This is a genomic window from Jiulongibacter sp. NS-SX5 (genome assembly GCF_052828545.1).
In genome coordinates, this window is the sequence record NZ_CM128248.1 from 205,015 (window position 1) to 223,531 (window position 18,517).

General features: G+C 38.9%; 17 protein-coding genes. 6 read left to right on the forward strand and 11 right to left on the reverse strand.

The genetic code is table 11. The annotated features are described in order from the left end of the window. The first annotated feature begins 45 nt into the window (after positions 1–45). Both ACUXV0_RS00815 and ACUXV0_RS00820 read left to right on the forward strand, forming a co-directional pair. A complete protein-coding gene (locus tag ACUXV0_RS00815) occupies positions 46–1,083 on the forward strand; it encodes an aminopeptidase (RefSeq protein WP_446191154.1) in 1,038 nt (345 codons plus the stop codon). Continuing rightward, entirely contained in the window at positions 1,080–1,865 is a 786-nt protein-coding gene (locus ACUXV0_RS00820) for a DUF3108 domain-containing protein (RefSeq protein WP_446191155.1), read from the forward strand. Before ACUXV0_RS00815 ends, ACUXV0_RS00820 begins: the two co-directional genes overlap by 4 nt. A gap of 33 nt (positions 1,866–1,898) precedes the next feature. Here ACUXV0_RS00820 and ACUXV0_RS00825 read toward each other — a convergent pair whose 3' ends face one another. The 4 genes from ACUXV0_RS00825 to ACUXV0_RS00840 are packed head-to-tail and all read right to left on the reverse strand — an operon-like array spanning position 1,899 to position 6,118. Continuing rightward, positions 1,899–2,330, reverse strand: coding sequence for a DoxX family protein (locus ACUXV0_RS00825; RefSeq protein ID WP_446191156.1), 432 nt, complete (start codon positions 2,328–2,330; stop codon positions 1,899–1,901). A 4-nt stretch (positions 2,331–2,334) separates the two neighbouring features. Further along, positions 2,335–2,574 carry a DUF4834 domain-containing protein gene (locus ACUXV0_RS00830; protein ID WP_446191157.1) on the reverse strand — a complete coding sequence of 80 codons (240 nt, stop codon included), beginning with the start codon at positions 2,572–2,574 and terminating at the stop codon, positions 2,335–2,337. Positions 2,575–2,611: 37 nt separating this feature from the next. Beyond that, positions 2,612–3,853: a TlpA family protein disulfide reductase gene (locus ACUXV0_RS00835; protein WP_446191158.1), complete on the reverse strand. Its 1,242-nt coding sequence runs from the start codon at positions 3,851–3,853 to the stop codon at positions 2,612–2,614. A 3-nt stretch (positions 3,854–3,856) separates the two neighbouring features. Next, a complete protein-coding gene (locus tag ACUXV0_RS00840; RefSeq protein WP_446191159.1) occupies positions 3,857–6,118 on the reverse strand; it encodes a glycogen debranching protein in 2,262 nt (753 codons plus the stop codon). Between the two features lie 62 nt (positions 6,119–6,180). On the opposite strand from ACUXV0_RS00840, the gene ACUXV0_RS00845 reads away from it, so the two are divergent. Next, complete coding sequence (locus ACUXV0_RS00845) at positions 6,181–7,701, forward strand: M61 family metallopeptidase (RefSeq protein ID WP_446191160.1); 1,521 nt, start codon at positions 6,181–6,183, stop codon at positions 7,699–7,701. A gap of 32 nt (positions 7,702–7,733) precedes the next feature. On the opposite strand, the gene ACUXV0_RS00850 is transcribed toward ACUXV0_RS00845, so the two are convergent. Beyond that, the gene (locus ACUXV0_RS00850) at positions 7,734–8,723 is read right to left on the reverse strand and encodes a 2-hydroxyacid dehydrogenase (RefSeq protein WP_446191161.1); all 990 of its coding nucleotides are present in this window, start codon (positions 8,721–8,723) and stop codon (positions 7,734–7,736) included. Here ACUXV0_RS00850 and ACUXV0_RS00855 point away from each other — a divergent pair. From ACUXV0_RS00855 to ACUXV0_RS00865, 3 genes are read left to right on the forward strand one after another with little or no spacing between them, the layout of a single operon-like run. Next, the gene (locus ACUXV0_RS00855; protein ID WP_446191162.1) at positions 8,722–8,859 is read left to right on the forward strand and encodes a hypothetical protein; all 138 of its coding nucleotides are present in this window, start codon (positions 8,722–8,724) and stop codon (positions 8,857–8,859) included. The genes ACUXV0_RS00850 and ACUXV0_RS00855 overlap by 2 nt on opposite strands. Before the next feature lie 50 nt (positions 8,860–8,909). Continuing rightward, entirely contained in the window at positions 8,910–9,503 is a 594-nt protein-coding gene (locus tag ACUXV0_RS00860; protein ID WP_446191163.1) for a hypothetical protein, read from the forward strand. 22 nt (positions 9,504–9,525) lie between these two features. Then, positions 9,526–10,578, forward strand: coding sequence for an alpha/beta fold hydrolase (locus ACUXV0_RS00865; RefSeq protein ID WP_446191164.1), 1,053 nt, complete (start codon positions 9,526–9,528; stop codon positions 10,576–10,578). On the opposite strand, the gene ACUXV0_RS00870 is transcribed toward ACUXV0_RS00865, so the two are convergent. From ACUXV0_RS00870 to ACUXV0_RS00895, 6 genes are read right to left on the reverse strand one after another with little or no spacing between them, the layout of a single operon-like run. Continuing rightward, the gene (locus ACUXV0_RS00870; protein ID WP_446191165.1) at positions 10,575–11,498 is read right to left on the reverse strand and encodes a glutaminase; all 924 of its coding nucleotides are present in this window, start codon (positions 11,496–11,498) and stop codon (positions 10,575–10,577) included. The two genes, ACUXV0_RS00865 and ACUXV0_RS00870, sit on opposite strands and share 4 nt — an antisense overlap. Positions 11,499–11,504: 6 nt before the next feature. Then, positions 11,505–11,912 (reverse strand): DUF6624 domain-containing protein, encoded by a 408-nt coding sequence (locus ACUXV0_RS00875; RefSeq protein ID WP_446191166.1) that lies wholly within the window; start codon positions 11,910–11,912, stop codon positions 11,505–11,507. Positions 11,913–11,964: 52 nt separating this feature from the next. Next, positions 11,965–13,071 (reverse strand): acyltransferase family protein, encoded by a 1,107-nt coding sequence (locus ACUXV0_RS00880; protein ID WP_446191167.1) that lies wholly within the window; start codon positions 13,069–13,071, stop codon positions 11,965–11,967. After that, positions 13,071–14,627: a hypothetical protein gene (locus ACUXV0_RS00885; protein WP_446191168.1), complete on the reverse strand. Its 1,557-nt coding sequence runs from the start codon at positions 14,625–14,627 to the stop codon at positions 13,071–13,073. The genes ACUXV0_RS00880 and ACUXV0_RS00885 overlap by 1 nt, the downstream gene beginning before the upstream one ends. Further along, complete coding sequence (locus tag ACUXV0_RS00890) at positions 14,627–16,357, reverse strand: glycosyltransferase family 39 protein (RefSeq protein ID WP_446191169.1); 1,731 nt, start codon at positions 16,355–16,357, stop codon at positions 14,627–14,629. The genes ACUXV0_RS00885 and ACUXV0_RS00890 overlap by 1 nt, the downstream gene beginning before the upstream one ends. A 40-nt stretch (positions 16,358–16,397) precedes the next feature. Continuing rightward, entirely contained in the window at positions 16,398–18,464 is a 2,067-nt protein-coding gene (locus tag ACUXV0_RS00895) for an OmpA family protein (RefSeq protein ID WP_446191170.1), read from the reverse strand. Positions 18,465–18,517: the final 53 nt, after the last annotated feature.

Below are 18,517 nucleotides of genomic sequence, written 5' to 3' on the forward strand. Positions count from 1 at the left end.
TAGAGAGGGTGGGTGTAAGTCCACTCTCTTTTTGTTTACAGTACTATGAAAAAAGTATTTCGAGCAGTTTTGATTCTTTTAGTCTTCGCCATCGGCATATTTTATGCTTTTAATTTCAAAGCCGTAAATTATGGATTGGCACAGCTGAAGGGTCAGATGGATATTATTTTCAACACTGTTCCTATAGAAGACTTATTGACAGATCAGCAATTTCCAGATAGCCTAAAGGAGCAGATTAGGTATATAGAGGAGATAAAGAAATTTACCGTCGATTCTCTTGGGCTAAAACCAAGCGGTAGCTATCAGTCTTACTACGATCAGAAAGGAGAACCTATTTTATGGGTAATTACAGCGTGTTCTCCATACAAACTGGATCCTAAAAAATGGAAATTCCCGATAGTAGGTGAGTTTGCCTATAAAGGGCATTTTGAGAAAGAAAAGGTACAAAAAGAAGTATCAGAACTTAAAGAGTTAGGATATGACATAAGAGTGGGAGAGGTTTCTGCCTGGAGTACTTTGGGCTATTTAGATGACCCCATCCTGAGTTCTATGTTAGAAAAGGATAAAGGTCAGCTGGCTGCATTGATCATTCATGAACTTACTCATGGTACTTTGTTTGTAAAAAATGACCTTGCCTTTAATGAGAACCTCGCCGATTTTGTGGGTGATGAAGGAGCTAAAATATTTTTGAGGAGTAAGTTTGGTGAAGATTCAAAGGAATTTCAGGACTATGAAAATTCAAAACTCAAGAATGAGGAGTTTAGTCAACTCATGGTGGCTGGTGCTGAGAAATTAGATAGTCTTTTTCAAACCTTTGATCCTCAAATGGCATCTAATGAGAAAGATAGTCTGAAATATCAACTGATAGACAGTCTAATGTTTTCTGCGGAACGTATTTTTAATGATAGTACACGGTTCCACTACAGAGGCAGAGGTACCGTAAATAATGCAAGTTTTACCTCATATCTGACCTATCAGGGTAAACAGACGTTTTTTAAAGAAGAACTGGAATCAAAATTTAATAATAATTTTAAAGTTTATCTGGAAGAACTGAAAAAGAAGTACAGTAGTATTGGCATATGAAGAAGTGGATTTTAGCGTTTTTGGGTTTGATATTGGTTGGCTTTTCAGCCTTTACTATTGATCGTTTACGATCTGTAGAGAACCACAGTTTTCAGGCTGGTGAGGCGTATGTCTATAAAGTAAAGTATGGTTTTATAACTATTGGTCAGGCCAATGTAGATGTGCATCCTAAAATTTTCAGAATTAATAACAGGCCATGTTATAGAGTCAATGTGCTGGGCAAAACGGCCGGAATGGCCAGTATCTGGAAAGTAAGTAATACGTATAGGTCATACATAGACACCACGGCCATCATACCACACAAGTTTGTGTACAGTGCCCGTGAAAATAACTTTGCTCGTGACCAGACATTTACTTTTGATCATCAGGGCCTGCGTGTTTCTAAAAGGGAAAAAGATAAGGTAGAGACGTATGATGTTCCCAAATATGTACAAGACGTCATTTCTGGATACTACTACCTAAGAACTTTTGATTTTGGAAGTATGGCTCCTGGGTCTGCAGTGAAAGCTCCGATGTTTTTTGATGACAAGCTGTATAATATGACGGTTAGTTATTCAGGCAAAGAAACTATCAAGACAAAGTTTGGTAAAATGGAGGTGTTGAAGCTTAATCCGATTCTTCCACCGAATAAGCTTTTTGAAGGTAAGGATGCCATACGAATTTTTGTGTCAAACGATGAGAACAGAGTACCTGTTCAATTAGAAATAGACTTCTCTTTCGGCACTATTTCAATGGAATTGAATGATTATCAAAACGTGAGGAATCCCTTCCGTTGGTCTTAATTGAGGTTGAGAAATTTCAAAACCAATCTCAAATTATCTTTCCGAACCTCTTTTTCTTCCAAAGATGTAGTAATCGAGGGAGTACCTGCCTGGTCCCCAAATAAAGAGTGAGATGTAAGGAATGAGATACATCAGGGCTACTTCTACTTTTTTTAGACCTTCACCTGCCTTTACGATAAATACAATGACAAGCATGGTGAAAATCAAACTCACAAGGGCTGGTCTTGTTAGAAATCCCAAGATGAGTAATACAGAGCAAACTAACTCTGAAAAGATGGTGAGGATCAGAGAAAGTTCTGACCCAATACCTAGCGGATCTGCAAAGGCCCAGTTGCCACTCATGGCTCTTTCCAGTTTAGCCCAGCCATGGGTAATCATGAGAAAGCTGATACCCACACGTAAGATAAAAATGGCCAGGTCTACATAAGGTGGTAATGCTGTTACTTTGAAAAACTTTTTGAGCATAGATTTAATCTTCTACTTCTTCGTAATCTACATATTCTCCACCTCTGTAGTCATGCCCTTTAGCGTCTTTCGGGACATAATCCACATTGACATCACCTTCTTTTCTGGATTGTGTTTTTGTTTGAGAATTGTATTTTTTTTGTTCATTGACCATAGATCTGCCCACTACCAACCAGAAAAGGAATTTCCTTATCGGAGGTACAAAAGCAATGACCAGAAATACAATGAAAATTATTTTGAACATACCTGAATTTTCTTGGGGTATAAAATTAGTCGAAGTATTATAATAACTCTAATAGCTGAGGCAAAGTTTCTGAATTGCTCGGTCTGGGAGCATTATCATTGACAACGTTTCCTTTCTGATCTATGATCATATAACGAGGTATAGACTTTACTTTATACTTGGTGGAAACTTCATAGGAGTGCCCATTTTCTCCAAATTCATCTAAACCCAGTTTTTCTACTGCAGCTCTCCATTTGTCTAAGTCTTCATCTATAGATATGTAGAGGAAAACGATCTTCTTCTTCTCCTTACTACTTAGGTTGGCGTGCATTTCTCGGCTAGCGGGAAACTCAGCTCTGCAGGGCCCACACCAGCTCGCCCAAAAATCTACATAAATGACTTTACCCTTATACTTGTCAAAAGTGAAGGTCTTATCATTCAGGTCCATGATATTGGGTAGGTTCTGCTCCAAACGTTCTACTTCTTGCTTTTGTTTGGCCAATTCTTCTTCTTTTGCAGCTACCACATCATAGTATTGATCTCCCAAATAGGTTCTTAGTTCATCACAATAGATCTGACTAGACCACACTCTGAATGCACTCAGGCTTAACATGCCATGATATTTCTCCAGGAGTAATGTTAAAGTATAATCCAGGACCTTTCCGCTGAGTTGACGTTCTGCAAACTCCGCCTTGTCTGTAACACTTTGAACCCCATCGCTATACTTCTTAAAACGGTTTTCCTTTGAATTAAAATATGTTACAAAATAAGGTAGGAAGGCTCGAAAGCTTTTGGAGGCTAGTAATGATTGGTTATCTATTCGTTCTGGGTTAAGAGCCTCTGTCATGATAGATGGTAATGAGTTAACAAGGAGGGATTTTGTGTTCTCATTACTTCTATTGATGGCATAGGCCAATAGAAGATGCCAGTAGTTATAATTGATGTTTTCCATTGTCAGCTCCACAAAATCAGCACTGAACTCAGCATATGATTCATGATTTTTAAGGAAACCTAATTGCTTATTTCGTGCCTCAAAAAGTTTCATTTCCCATTCATCTACATTCAAAGACTTTAAGGCTTCGTATTGCGTTTCAGAATTAAAATCTTCTCCAAACTGCTCTTCAAAGTCTTTTATGAAAGTGGCGTACTCCTCATTTTCATAAAACTGAAGAACATTAGACTCCGCATGATCACAACTAAGGAGATATGGGTCACTTTCATGAGCCAGGTAAATACTTTGACCTTTAGTTATGTGAACAATGGTAATGGCGAGAAGTAGAAGAATGCTTCTTTTTGTCATGTTCTAATCTACAATTTTATCATTAACACGAAGTTGGTATGCTTCTTTTTTTGAAGGAGACAATTGGAAAGTCCAGTCATTGCTTTCTGATGAAATATCAATGACTTTTTTAAAGCCATTAATATGTATGTCAAAAACTAGTTCATTGACTTTTACACTTTCCAAACTTGCCTGAGGCCAACTTTCAGGAAAAACAGGATCCAGGATAATCATTTTGTCTGCTGCTTTTGGGTTGATGCCGAAAAACTGATTCACAATAGGTACCGCAAAGGCAAAGATATTCCATGCCTGAGTCATCATTCCGAAGTCTGGTGAAACTTCATACATACTTCCGGGAAGGGCGTAGCCAAAACTTTTGGTCATACGTTGAAGGTAATCCAAGGCTTTATCAGGTCTTCCATAATTATTTTCGGCGATAGCCTGTACACCGGTTGGAAGCGTCATAACAGCACCCACATATGAGAAAATCTTTTTCTGGGCAGAGCCAGTATTAGCCGCATCTGCCTCATCTCTGTCAATTCCAGTAACAAACATGCCATAAGGATTAGTGAACTGCTCAGCTGTTTTTAAGGCAGCTAGTGCTTTTTCTCTTGGTGCCAGTCCAACCTCCATAGGTGTATTCACCACCCAGTTATGATAGAGTACATGACCCTGTTTCACGTCCTTCATTTGGCTTACCTTTTGTTCAGTCTCTTCTAGCTCTCGGACTGCCCAAGGCTTATTGAGATCAGTAGCTCTTTCTTTAGCCCCATGTATCAGCTCTAAAGCCTGATGTTTATCGCCAATAAAATCTGCATAAGACTGAAAGTCTTCTACCCAATACGCATCATTTATAGTTTGCTTTAATTGATCTGCCTTGGCCAAGCATTCTTCAGCAAAATCGACTTCCCCTGAGACTTGAGCCAAAGAAGAAAGATCTACTAAGGCCTTCCAGCTGTAAGATGCCACATCTATCATTTCAGAGTTAAGCCCATGTATTTCCATCATACCAAAGCCTTCCGGTAGTAGGTTTTGATCGCTGTCATTTTGTTGGTAAAGCCATTCCATCCCGCTTTTGCAAAGGGGATAATACTTTCGGAGGAAGTCCTTATCACCCGTCCAGTCGAAGACATATTTTATCAGACTAACGAATTGCGGAGTTTCATTGATATTTCCCTTATTAAAAACGAAACCATTGCTGGAGGCCTCATGAATAATTCTCCCGTTACCATTGGTCTCTTTTGAGAGCTTCGCAATTAACTCAATGGTTTCATAAACCAATTCTTTGTTGCCTGTGGCTAGTACCCCTTTTAGTGCATATTCACTATCTACTCCAAACCACCACGGGTAGTCAGGAATACCTGCGGTGATGCCTCGACCTATGCCCGGAACTTCATTGACCAGCCAGTCGGTATTATACTTCAACCATTGGAAAGTAGTGTTTAGCAGGCTGTCGGGGCTTTTTAGGGTAGAAAAAGAGGCGAGTTTTTCAAGTCGTGCCTTTTTAGATTTTAGTAGAGTAATTGACCTTTTTTCGGTTTCCTTTAAGACTTTCGCCAGGTCTTCAAAGGACTCCATTGAACCTGCTACATAAAATTGTAACTCTCTACGTTCTCCTTTTTCTAAGCTTACTTTAACTGCGGTTTTATCTTTATCAATATTATTTGAAGAAGTTGTTTTGACTCCCGCAAACCAATCATTCTGAATGTCTTTTGCCCATAGGATATCATTCTCAATCATAATCTGATCTTCACTATTGACCATACCCGTACTGTCACCAAGCCATGTTGGTCTTAAGTCAAACTTCGGGACAAAGCTTAACTCAAATTCTTTACTATCAGCACTGATATTTTCAATGTAGAAGTTAATGACCAAAGATGGAAGTCCGTCCGGAGCAAACTGCTTTCTTTCAATTTTTAGATCAGGAATGTTAAACGTGTGGGCATTGCCAAAAGGATAATTTCTGAACTCCTCAGCGTTGTTTAACAGATAAGAGTTGGATTCATCTGTAATTGAAACCTCAAAACCATCCATTAGTTTAATCGGGTGCATCCATATACCACCCATTTCACCTTCGATGTGCCAGCCTAAATCAGGAAAAGAGCCATCTTGATGGCCTACCGTATATAGTCTGTCGCCGGCTGTGACGAAAGGAGAATTTAAGTTTTCGGTTCTTCCTTTGAGAAAGTCAGCTTTTTGAAATTCATCAGAAATAGTCAAATCGGGGCCGCAGGCAAGAAGTAGGACCGTCTGTACTAAAAGAAGCCCTTTTGAAAGGTGATGCATTATATTTGCGTTTAAATCATAGGTTGATCAAAATTATACAAACAACAAACAAATACCATTTAATGAAGAATTTACTTCTTATTGCCTTTGCACTATGCTCAAACCTAGTTTTGGGGCAAGGATTGATGTACACAATTGACGTGACAAAGAATACGGACACCTTTTTTGTTTCTGTAGACATCCCGAAAAATTTAGGAAAAAGTGAAGGTACATTTCAATTTGCTGCTACGGCACCTGGCACCTATCAGACGCAGAATATTGGTCGATATGTGTCCAACTTCAAAGCTTTCAATAAAAAAGGGAAAGAACTTAAGGTAGAATACATTGCACCCAATCATTACACTATTTCTAAACCTCACAAAGCTACCAAAATCACCTATGAGGTAGCAGAGACATTCGATACTCAGGTGAGTTCTTATCCGGTGTATATGATGTGTGGAAGCAGTATTGAGGAAGACCACACTTTAATCAATACTCACACAGTTATGGGTTATTTCAGAGGTCACCAGTCAGATCCGCTTCAGATCAAATTGATTGGAGGAGAGAATTGGATCACTGGCTCAGCCCTAAAACAGATAGACGGCATTTTTACGGCCGAATCTTTTGACCATGCTGTGGATTCGCCAATACTCTCTGGAAACTTGACCACTGCTCAAACCAAAGTAGCTGATACTCCAATTCAAATTTACACTTACTCTGAGCAAGGGAAGTTTAATTCTGAAGCTTTGCTGAGCAATATGAAAGATATGTTGGAGGCTTCGCAAAAGTTTTTGGTAAAGTTGCCTGTAGATCAATATACCTTTCTGTATTATTTTCTGCCCAATCCTACCGGAACTACCGGAGCGTGGGAGCACTCGTATAGCTCAGAATATGTATTGGGCGAACAAGAGCCTACAGAGCAATACATGAAACAAGTGACTGACATTGCGTCACATGAGTTTTTTCATATTGTAACGCCATTGAATATTCACTCTGAGATTATTGAATCTTTCAATTTTGTGGAGCCTACGCCCTCTGAGCACTTGTGGCTTTACGAGGGTGTCACTGAGTGGGCTTCTAATATTCTGCTGTACCGAGGTGGTGTAGTACCATTTGAAGATTATGTGAAGAATTCATTGGCCACTAAGATCATTGTCAACGAAAACTACTTTGATAAAAGCTGGAGTTTGAAAGAAATAGCTGCCAGATCATTCAATGAAGACGGAGCCAAGCAATATGGCAACATCTATTATAAAGGCTCATTGGTGGCCGGCTACCTCGATATTCGTTTACTGGAATTGTCAAACGGTACACGTGGCTTAAGAGAGGTAATGCTGGAATTGGTCAAGAAATATGGAAAAGGCAATCCTTTTACTGAGAAGACTTTCTTTCAGGATTTGGTGGATATGACTTATCCGGAAATCGGCGATTTTATCCATGATTATATTCAAAATGCAGAGCCACTTCCTCACCAGGAATACTTAGAAAAAATAGGCTTAAACTATAAACGTGAAGGCAATAAGATTGACATCAGAAAGATGGTCAACCCGACGGATCAGCAGAAAATGCTGCTGGAGGTATGGAGTAAGAATCTTCCGTTATAATTTTCAAAAAGGCTGCCGTTTGGCAGCCTTTTTTATTTCACTTCATTGAGCATGGCCTTTCCATTTTTGAATGCTTTGATATTGTTAAGAGTTGTCAAGGTGATTTCATCCATGGCTTCTTTAGTGAAAAAGGCCTGATGAGAAGTGATGAGTACATTAGGGAAGCTATTTAAACGGAGTAGCATATCATCTTCAATGATCAATTCTGAGAGATCGTTAAAGAAAAGATTCTCTTCCTGCTCGTAAACGTCAATTCCCAAATGGCCGACTTTCTTTTTCTTCAGGGCCTCGATGACATCTTTTGTATTCACCAAAGCCCCTCTGCTGGTGTTGATGATCATCACATGCTCTTTCATTTTAGCCAGTGAATCTTTATTGATGATATACTGTGTTTCAGGAATTAAAGGACAATGCAATGAGATAATATCTGACTTTTGAAAAAGCTCATCTTGGCTTACATATTCTACTCCTAGAGCTAATAATTCATCGTTTGAATTGATATCGTAGGCCATAACTTTGCAACCAAATCCAAGCATTATTCTACTAAAAGCCTGACCAATTTTACCTGTGCCAATGACTCCGACGGTTTTCCCATAAAGATTAAATCCCATGAGGTTATTTAACGCAAAATTGCCTTCACGGACTCTATTATATGCTTTATGAGTTTTCCTGTTCAGGGTTAAAATTAAGGCAACAGCGTGCTCGGCCACTGCTTCGGGTGAATATGCCGGAACCCTAACTATATTAATACCTGCTTGCTGAGCTGCTTTAATGTCCACATTATTAAAACCGGCACATCTAAGGGCAATGAGCTTGATTCCGTTCTCAGATAACTTTCTAATGACTTGGTTATCAAGTTTGTCATTGACAAAAACACATACTGCGTCAAACCCTTTGCTCAGCTGTACAGTAGAAATATTCAAAGGAGACTCATAGTACGTGAATTCCAACTCATAGCTATGAAGGTTCTTTTCAAAGTATTCTTTATCGTATGGTTTAGTACTAAAAACGCAAACTTTCATGAACAGACTGATTATTGGTTCACCTGTAAAAGTAAGAGGTGGTTTTCTGCTAAATCAGGTGGCTTGTCATAGATATAAAGTAGGAAAACTAATATCAATCATATTTTCTTCGAACGTGATCATCAGAAGTCAGTAGGCAATAAAATCGAGGTATCTTTGTTTACAATTCAGATTTAACCCTATCAGATGAAGTACATCTTACCCCTTTTGTTGGTCTGCTTTTCTGCCAAGGCCCAAAAGACTTTTCGAGAGAAACCCAGTTGGCAAGCAGGAGGCATGGCAATTTCTTATTATGGTGATCAAGTGACCAATCCGGGTTTATCCGTTGCCTATGAATACGGTATTTACTCTAAAGTCAAAACCAAGACCCGTATCAAAAGAGGGCAAAATAGAGTAAAATACAAGACCAATAGAATTGAGCTTGTACCTAAGCTTTCTGTTTATACAGATCCGCAAGCTCATGTAGGCATACTACCAAACTTGAGTTTGCAGCTAAAAAGAATAAACCATCATAGAAGAGTGATCTCTGGTGGTATTGGGTTAGGTCTTTTTAGCCATTTCTTAGATAATGTTTATGAAGTAAATGATACTGAGGTAGGGGAGAGTAAGCAAACTCTAACTTCATATTTGGCACCCAGCTTTCATATTGCTATTGGTAGAGTAAAAAATAAAAATGGAAGGCAACAAGGCTTACTTTTTGGCTTAAATACTTCTCTACTAACTGGTTTTAATAATTCTGTTCAGCTAGCTCCTGCCTTAGAACTAGGATATAGATTCTAATATTTTTCTTGTGTTCACTTCTATGAAATCATTGATAAAAACACTTTTAATTCCTGTCTTGGCCTCAACGCAATTAATGTTTACTTCATGTGAGTCAGACCTGGCACCTAACGAGGCCGAAACCATCTATGTCAGTTATGATGATGCCCAAATGCCTGTTTATCTGCAGGGCAATAGGGAAGCCAAGAAAGTGGTGGTACTAATTCACGGAGGTCCGGGTGGTAATGGGCTAGAATACTCGATTGGTAATTATGCCACAGATCTGGAAGAGAACTTGCTTATGGCCTATTGGGATCAGCGAGGTCAGGGAATGTCACAAGGCAAATACGGTGAAGAAAAGATTACGGTTGGGCAGATGGCTGAGGATTTGGAGGCTGTCGTTAGAACGCTAAAAAAGCACCTCGGAGAGGATTTTGAGGTATATCTTCTAGGTCATAGTTGGGGAGGAATGTTAGGTACAAAATACATGGTAGACCCCGCAAAAGCTGCACTGGTAAATGGTTGGATTGAAGCGAGTGGAGCCCACGATATTCCCTTTCTCAACAAGTCTGCCGTCAACCTATTTAAAAAGGTTTCTACAGAACAGATTGCCGCAGAAAACTCCATTGAAGAATGGCAAGCCATCAAAGATTGGGTGGAAGGAATTGACCCAAATAATATCACAGAAGAGCAAGGAGGAGAAATCAACCAAAAAGGATTTGAGGTAGAGTCTTACTTGGTAGACGCAGGTTTAATTCAAAGTCCATCTTTTGCTGAAGGAACCTTCGCCAAAGTGGTAGCTTCTCCTATCAATTGGGCCAGAAGTACTGTGACAGGTTTATACACTTCAAACGTCCTTACCCCCGAAATTGAATCAACAAGTCTCTCGGATCAACTCTATAAAATAGAAAAGCCCTGCCTGTTTCTGTATGGTAAATATGATTTTGTAGTTCCACCTGATTTGGGCGAGGATGCCTTTGACAAGGTTTCTTCCAACGATAAAAAACTGGTCATCTTTGAGAACAGCGGACATTCACCCATGTACAATGAGGAGCAGAAGTTTGTTCAGGAAGTTTTGAGTTTTGTAGGACTTTAGAAAATAGACATTTCCGTTTCGGTGGTGAAGTCCTCTAGAAATTTCATGCCTTTGTATGAATTGCCTTTGGCATTTAAACCTGGGGACCATACCGCAATACTGTATTTGTCTGGATAGATAGCCACTATTCCACCACCGACGCCACTTTTGCCTGGTAAACCTACTCTAAACGCAAATTCTCCTGACTCATCATAGAAGCCGCAGGTTTGCATTAGGGCATTTACCCGTTTAGAGTAACTTTTACTAAAAACTTTTTCACCAGAGTGTGGCACTATACCGTCGTTGGCCATAAATAAGAATATCTCTGATAAGGTTTCACAATCTGTCTCCAAGGAGCAGATGGTAAAATAGAGGTCCAAGACATCGTTTGGCTCATTGTCAAGGTTTCCCAAAGATTTAAGGAAGTTTGCCAAAGCGAAATTTCGATAACCGACAGACTTCTCTGAGGCTTTAACCTTAGGCGAATAGTCGATATTGCCTGAAGGGCAAAGGCTTTTTACGAAGTTTAGAACATCTTCTTTCGGGTTTTCTAATTCACTGATCAAAATATCTACGATCACCAAGGCTCCGGCGTTGATGAACGGATTCCGAGGTATGCCGTTATCACTTTCTAATTGTAATAAGGAGTTGAATTTTGTTCCTGAAGGTTCTACGTCTACTCTCTTCCATATCTTCTCACCTAGAATTCTGTAGGCCAGACATAAGGAAAGAACCTTTGAAATACTCTGGATTGAGAAATTTTCCTGAAAATCGCCAATACCAAAGTTGGCATCATTGAGCTGAGCTATATGTACACCAAATTTTGAAGGTTCTACTATCGCCAGCTCAGGAATATAATTGGCAGGTTTTCCTTTTTCTTTGAGGGCTTTTACACGCTGATATATTGTGCTTACTACTTCGTTACAGCTTACCTGATTCATGGATGATTAGTTTTCAAGACCCATTTTTTCTTTCATCACTTTGAGGTCTTCAGGGTTGGCATCTCCCTCTTCTACGGCCTCTTCCAGTAATTCAAGGTATTCATTTTTAAAGTCCTCATCATTAGAGTGTAGAGCTATAAGCATGGCTTTTCTACTTCCAGAATTGCCAACTAAATGTGTGCCTGTAAAACCATGTTCGTCAATAATCTCTTTTAACCTGGAGGTATTCACCTCAATGAGGCTATCTCTCATACGCTTAAATTCGTCATTCACTTGTACCAAACTTATGGTCTGGTCTTTTCGTGCCATGTCCTCTAATTCAATGATTAGATCCATATTGGTTTGAGTTGGTTTTTCATTTGCTCCGCAAGCAAATAGTAGAAAGACCGAAACAAGAATATAAATGAATCGCATAGAGTTTTTTTTTGGGGCAAATTTAAAAAATTGACAACATTAAGGTCAATGCCTATCGGTAGTCAAATCGATTTTTAAGTTGATTGATGGGCTTCTCAAAAGTGTACCAGGAAATACTGGCAAGGATGATAACTACTACATAAAGGAAAACTATCTTGAATGAGGTAGAGGCCAGGAGGGCATTGCTGCTTTCTTCTAAACGTCTGACTACTTTGACTATCGGGCTCCAGGAAATTGGGTGATATTCATTGTATACGAAATTGTGAAAGATGTATATACCGTAGCTGATCTTCCCAATGTAAACGAGAGGATTCCATTCAAAAATACTTTTGAGGAGGTTTCCGGATGGTTTCAATAGATAGACAATTATACTGATGCTAAGTAATGTTTCTGAAAAGCGGAGGAAAATGACAGAAACTAAATTATGTCCTTCTCCAATAGATTTTAAGATATAAACACAGATGATATACTGTAGTAAACCTATGGCCAATGAAACTGGTTTCTGGAGGCTGTTCAGAATCTTTTTATTGTCATAAAAACTCCAATAGGCCAGCAGTCCGCCAGCGGCAAAAGCATCGAGACAAGTAGGCATCAGTACATATGGAAGTATCCATGACTGCCCACTAAAATAAAAATAAGCCCGCAGGCCTATTGATAAGGCAATCAAAAAGTAAAACGCCTTGGATAGCTTTTGTAAGGGTAAAAACAGGACTACGAAAGGGAAAAACAAGTAAAACTGCTCTTCTACCGCCAAAGACCATAAATGATCCACAGAACCAAGCCAGCCAGCTTTAAAGGCGATATAATTGTTCGTCATATAACTGGCGAGCCAGCCAATTTGCTCTCTTACAGGAGAGACATTCAAAACAAATAGTATGGCGAGAACTAAATAGTAAAGTGGAAAGATTCTGATGGTTCTTCGAATATAAAATTGCTTCAATGAGAAGCCATGCGTCCTGTTTTCGGTTTCGTCTTTTTCTTTCGCTTTTAATAAAATGCGAGTAATCAAAAAACCACTCAAGACAAAAAACATACAAACTCCTAGATAAGAAGCTGGAAAGCCTAGCTTGTCACCAGACCAATGATCTGCCAGTACGAGGGTAACCGCCAGAAATCTAAGCCCATCTAATGATTTAATATATCCTGTGCTTTTTTGCATTACCAGTTTTTAGGAGCATTGGTATAGCTAATACCTTCTATTCTCAATGTCTTTTCGGGATTGAATACGTTGATTTGTCCTTCCTGCTGCGAAATAAAGTATAATTCATAGACATCTGAAGGGAAGTTATACAAATATAGACGTGCCGCACCTGATTCTTGGGAGCTGAAAAAGCGATAATCAGGATTAAAGGGAATGAGTTGCGATTGAGATTTACTTCTGGCGAAAACGAAGTTTTGGCCATTTTGAGGAAGATCATCTTCAAAAAACTCGATATACTCTTTTTGCAGAGCAATGCTATCTATCCGAGACTTTTCAATTGAAAAGCTCTGAGAAGCTATAGCTTTGGCGATCAGATTATCATTTTTCAAATAATCGACACCTTGAAGCTCCAGGTTGACTTGATCTGCTAAACGCTCTCGATACGTGGCCTTGGCATCATCCAAAAAGGAAAATTGAAGATTACAAAAGGCCAGCAGAGCCAGTCCCAAGGTTAATCCAAAGCTTAAGTTGAAACCATTGATTTTTTCCTTTTGAATTCCGAAGAATAGCGTGTTTGCCAATAAAAGTAGAGAGTAGATTTTATACTTACTGGTCAATAAAACATGTCTTTCATAATCACTTCTACTCACCGAAATTAGTACCATCGTTCCAATATAAAAGCTTGTAAGTGCTATGTATAAGAGGAATTGATGTTGATTGTGTTTTTTGAACAACAGCCTAAAAAATAAGAGTAAAGCCAAAAGGATGTTGATAAGTCCAGCCACCTGGGTAAAGCCCATCGGTGCTTCAATGTTCATTACTGGAGTAGCAAAAGAGCCTGCAAGGGCAAAAAGGTTTAGGAAAAAGTCTTCTAAATGAGGTCTTTGACTCATCCCAAAGCTCTGAAAACCTATAAAGTATAGAGTCACCAAAACTATCTGAACCAAGCTCCAGATCAGTAATGGTTTTCGGTTACCAATAAAAAATAACAGTAAAACGCCAATGGGTGCTACCAAAATGCCATTTGCAGAAGAAAGTATGGCCAAAGTTGAAGTCATTAGAGCTCCATAAAACCAGAGTTGCTTTTCATCTTCTTCAAGCTGACTTTTGATTATTAGAACCAATGCCAAAGGCGTCAGGAATAAAACCCAGTGGTTTTGTAAACCCGCCATTCCCCAAAGGCTATTTTCAAAAGTGCTCAAATTGAAAATTGCCAAGGCAATCAAAAAAAGTAGTAGAGACGAAATGTCAAATTTTTCTTTGATGTACACATATAAACCGAGTACACCGACAAGGGCAAACTGGCCTATGTACATGAGGGCTTTATAATTTAGTCTACCCTCAAAAAAATCCACTATCAGGGCGAAAAATCGAGTAACCCCGATTCTATGTTCATTATGAAAACTAATCAGGTCTAAAAAGTCTGACCAACTAAAATTACTAACATAGTTTCTTACTGCGTGATCATCCCAGTGCGGTACATCTACCCCGTAGAGGTGAATAAACCAGAAGGAACCCAATACAAGTAATGATATCAGGAGATAGAAGGCAATATTTTTAGACTTATCAGGCATTAATATCTGTATTTATCTCCTTTGAAATCAAAGAGTTCTATGCGACTTCCATCCTTTTTTTGAAGCAAGACTTTGTTTCTCTCATCGAAATCAATTCGCTGAGGTAAAGTGTGATCTTTTGGCAAATAGAAGTTAACTAATTGAGCATCAATTACACTTGGTATTTTGATGTCATTTTCCATGTAAAATGAATCTGACGGATGAATTAAGGTGTCTCCTTCAGACGCATTCTCTAAAACCTTATTCGCAATGAGGGTGTAAGGGTTCTTTTCTCTAGGTACCGGGTAATCAGAAAAGTACCTTGGTTGAGTGTCAGAATATACTTCCGTTAGAAGAAAACCTATCTGTATGAACTGAGCAATGATGCCAAACCAAACCCATGGTCGCCATTCAGTTTTTTGTAGAAGCAGATTATGATAGATCAAGGCAGTCAGGACCAGGCAAAAAGTATATCCAAAACCCGCATATCTGGTTATGACTCTAAAAGTATTATCGTCCTGTATGGCATAAAGTGCCAGAAAGAAAATAGGAATTGAAGATAGCAAAACAATAAAAACCAGAAGGCTTTTGTTCTTGTATTCTTTAAACAAAGAACGGATCCCTATAAAGGTCAACCCTGTGTTTAAAACAAAAACAGGTAGAAATAGCTGCTCTCCTTTGCTTAAAATTACGAGGACAATTAATGAGATGAAGCCAATCAAATGCTTAAGCTTTGTTTTTAAAGAAGTTCTCCAAATAATGAAATTAGCCATCAACACTGAAAAAGCTGCCAAGCCTAACTTCTTACCTTCTACATGATCATAGAAGCCGTCTATTTGAATAAACATTGAAGAAATAACATGTCTTATTTGTAGTACTACCGTAGAGAAACTGGTTTTTGAAAGGTATTCGTAAGGTGCGGCACTGGCCTTCTCATTATATACATGTACAGAATTACTTACATATTCAAATATATAGGCTCCTCCTTCAGATGTTAACCACCAGAGTACTGAGGCAAACGGAATGATCATAGCCATTGAGTAGGCCAAGAAATGTGACCATTTCCTGTAATAGATGATCAAATAAATAAAATGTATGAAGAAAAGTGAGATAGTAGAGAGATGATTCAGCTCGCAAATGGCTGCCGAGACACCATACGCTATCACATACAACCACCATTTTTTACTTCTAAACTCAGACTTTAATAACTGTAAGAACCAATGAGTAGAAAGCAGGGCAAAGAAAAATAATACACCATAGTTTCTGGCTACCTGTGCATATGATACTAAAAAGGGTGAAAAACTCGCAAGAGCAGATACGGTAATGGCTAGTTTTGGATCATGGAAGTGTTCTTTTACAAACCTAAAAATCAGTGGAATGATCCCAAGGGTAAACAATAAAGGGAGCATTCTCAAAGACATATCTGATACGCCAAAGAGCTTAGTCCACCAGTGAAGTAGGTATGTGAAAAATGCTCCATTGCCCGTGTCAACTCTTGCTATGGCGTCGTAAAAATCATTTGTATTTTTAGAAGACCAAAACTCTTTTGCAGTAAATACTTCATTACCTGGTTTCCTGACAGAATCTTTCTGATTATTACCTTGGTATGACGTAAATTGACTTACAAAGAGACTGTACTTTTCATCACCTGCTAAACCAAATTGGTCAATACCATAAACGCGTAGGAGGAAGCCTAATAGGACTAGAAACAGTAAGGATAAATGTTGGTTTTCTTTTCGGTCGAGAAACATTCTGTTTTGTTTTCTGGCCAGCTATCAGCCTCAAAATTAACTACATTTTAAGAATGGTAAACTCTACCCTTCGGTTTTTCTCTCTTAGTTCGGGTGTGGCATTGCTTGAGATTGGTTTTAAGGGGCCCCAGGCTTTGGTTTCAATTCTATCGGCATTGATTTTACCTTTTTCAACCAGATAGTTTTTAACGGCATTCACTCTGTTTTCAGCCAATTGAACATTCAGTGTAAAATCTCCCTGATTATCTGTGTATCCCTCAAGGAGTATGCTCATTGTAGGATATTCTCTCATTATAGATGTGATTTTTTCTAGGGCGTCAAAAGAGCTAGGTGTAAGGTCGAATTTACCCTGTTCAAAAGCCACATTCTTTAAAATCATGTTATAGCCTTCTCTCAGGGGAATAAGCTCAAAGTTTTTCTGGATTTCCTTAAAGTCCTTCGTGTCCAGGAGATTTAAAGAGTCATTAATTCCGATAAAGCCACTTTTCTCAAGGCTGATGTCATATATATTACCGGCAGGAATCATAGCTGTATATTCTCCGGTCTGACGATTTATTTGTAATTCGATTTTTGGCCCCTGAATAGAATCAATTCTGGGTACAAAGCTGATAGGAGCATAAATACCTTCAGAATTTGATGCATCAGTAATCTGACCATTCATTATGACCATTGGGTCTGGTTTGATTTCGTCAAAAAGCTCTATTTTGAAAATATCTTCACCTCCTATTGAGTGATCTTTAGAACTCAGGTAAGCAAAATCACCTGAAGCAGGAATAGAGAAATAACCATCCCACTTATCAGAGTTAATTTGAGGGCCAAGATTGAGAGGCTCAGTCCAGTTGGTCCAGGTATCGTCTAGTCTTCTGGTGACATAAATATCTGCATCACCATAACCCGGGTGGCCGTTACTGTTGAAGTATAATGTTTTCATATCTGCCGATAAAAAAGGAGAACCCTCATTATCTGCCGTATTGATGACCTGTCCCATATTTTTAGGGAGAGAATAACTGCCATCCTCTTGTTTGAAGCTGACATAAAGGTCTTTACCTCCAAAGGTTTGGCTACGTTGGAGGCCCATCACTAGCACTGACTCATCATGGCTTATCGTATACTCCGTGCTTATTTTTACTACATTGGTGTAAGGATCTACTTCTCCTAAGGCCTGAAAATTCTTGATTTCCACTTTCTCTGGAATACTCCAATTATTACCGTCATAAACCGTTTTTGACAAGCCCTTTAACATTTTACCGCTGGGATGGTATACATTTAAAATGTAAAGTGTTTTTCCATTGGCCGGTGCGGTGGCTGCGGCATTATCAAATTCATTATTGATGGGCTCGCCCATGTTAAGAGGCATATTCCATAGACCCATTTCATTCAATTCTGAGTACCAGATATCCTGCCCAACCGGTCTTTCGTCATTTTTAGGACGTTGAACATTGCCGGGGTGATCTAGACGGGTGAAATATAGTGTTTGACCATCAGGAGTAATAATAGGGGCTACCTCTCCAAATTCAGAGTTGACAATATTGCCGAGATTCTTCTTTTTTAGTCCTTTTGGAATATCCTCAGCCAGATTGATATCAAATTCAATAGGTTGGTCTGAATCAGAAATGGCTATAGCATCGTATTGCTTTATACCCTTTGTCAGTCTGTGGTTAATGACCAGTTTAATGGCATTTAGCTCAATGTCTGGAGTAGATTCGGGGTAGATTCTCCAAAACCTTTTTCTTGCATTAGGAGTATTGCCATTGCTTTGGTAAAGCAAGTATTCAAGATTATTGGCGTCATACCCAAAAATACGGGCTACTGCACCAGGGTTCCAGTTTTCTATGAGTGCAATCTGCTTTACTTTAATAGCTTTCTCAAAACCAACTTTGATATAATCTTCCCCAAAGTCTGATCCATTTGGCTGCCATGCACAAGGGGTTGCAGTCATTTGAGGGTAAATGCTTGGAGTACCTAGAATCTGAATTCCCCTGTTTTTTGGACTGTAATACTGGTCTGTTTGTTCAGAAGATACTTCTATAACCTTATCTGCCCACAGCACTTCCTGTGAGATTGCCGAATAGGCAAAAAGAAGCAAGATGAAGACCTTTTTGAACATTTTCCTTTTAGCGGCTACTTTGGAATTGAAAAGAGTTCTGTTTTCTCTTAATA

Bases quoted from the DNA above. Each gene is read 5' to 3' on its own strand.
- ACUXV0_RS00815 (WP_446191154.1), top strand. From the start codon at position 46: ATGAAAAAAGTATTTCGAGCAGTTTTGATTCTTTTAGTCTTCGCCATC.
- ACUXV0_RS00820 (WP_446191155.1), top strand. From the start codon at position 1,080: ATGAAGAAGTGGATTTTAGCGTTTTTGGGTTTGATATTGGTTGGCTTT.
- ACUXV0_RS00825 (WP_446191156.1), bottom strand. From the start codon at position 2,330: ATGCTCAAAAAGTTTTTCAAAGTAACAGCATTACCACCTTATGTAGAC.
- ACUXV0_RS00830 (WP_446191157.1), bottom strand. From the start codon at position 2,574: ATGTTCAAAATAATTTTCATTGTATTTCTGGTCATTGCTTTTGTACCT.
- ACUXV0_RS00835 (WP_446191158.1), bottom strand. From the start codon at position 3,853: ATGACAAAAAGAAGCATTCTTCTACTTCTCGCCATTACCATTGTTCAC.
- ACUXV0_RS00840 (WP_446191159.1), bottom strand. From the start codon at position 6,118: ATGCATCACCTTTCAAAAGGGCTTCTTTTAGTACAGACGGTCCTACTT.
- ACUXV0_RS00845 (WP_446191160.1), top strand. From the start codon at position 6,181: ATGAAGAATTTACTTCTTATTGCCTTTGCACTATGCTCAAACCTAGTT.
- ACUXV0_RS00855 (WP_446191162.1), top strand. From the start codon at position 8,722: ATGAACAGACTGATTATTGGTTCACCTGTAAAAGTAAGAGGTGGTTTT.
- ACUXV0_RS00850 (WP_446191161.1), bottom strand. From the start codon at position 8,723: ATGAAAGTTTGCGTTTTTAGTACTAAACCATACGATAAAGAATACTTT.
- ACUXV0_RS00860 (WP_446191163.1), top strand. From the start codon at position 8,910: ATGAAGTACATCTTACCCCTTTTGTTGGTCTGCTTTTCTGCCAAGGCC.
- ACUXV0_RS00865 (WP_446191164.1), top strand. From the start codon at position 9,526: ATGAAATCATTGATAAAAACACTTTTAATTCCTGTCTTGGCCTCAACG.
- ACUXV0_RS00870 (WP_446191165.1), bottom strand. From the start codon at position 11,498: ATGAATCAGGTAAGCTGTAACGAAGTAGTAAGCACAATATATCAGCGT.
- ACUXV0_RS00875 (WP_446191166.1), bottom strand. From the start codon at position 11,912: ATGCGATTCATTTATATTCTTGTTTCGGTCTTTCTACTATTTGCTTGC.
- ACUXV0_RS00880 (WP_446191167.1), bottom strand. From the start codon at position 13,071: ATGCAAAAAAGCACAGGATATATTAAATCATTAGATGGGCTTAGATTT.
- ACUXV0_RS00885 (WP_446191168.1), bottom strand. From the start codon at position 14,627: ATGCCTGATAAGTCTAAAAATATTGCCTTCTATCTCCTGATATCATTA.
- ACUXV0_RS00890 (WP_446191169.1), bottom strand. From the start codon at position 16,357: ATGTTTCTCGACCGAAAAGAAAACCAACATTTATCCTTACTGTTTCTA.
- ACUXV0_RS00895 (WP_446191170.1), bottom strand. From the start codon at position 18,464: ATGTTCAAAAAGGTCTTCATCTTGCTTCTTTTTGCCTATTCGGCAATC.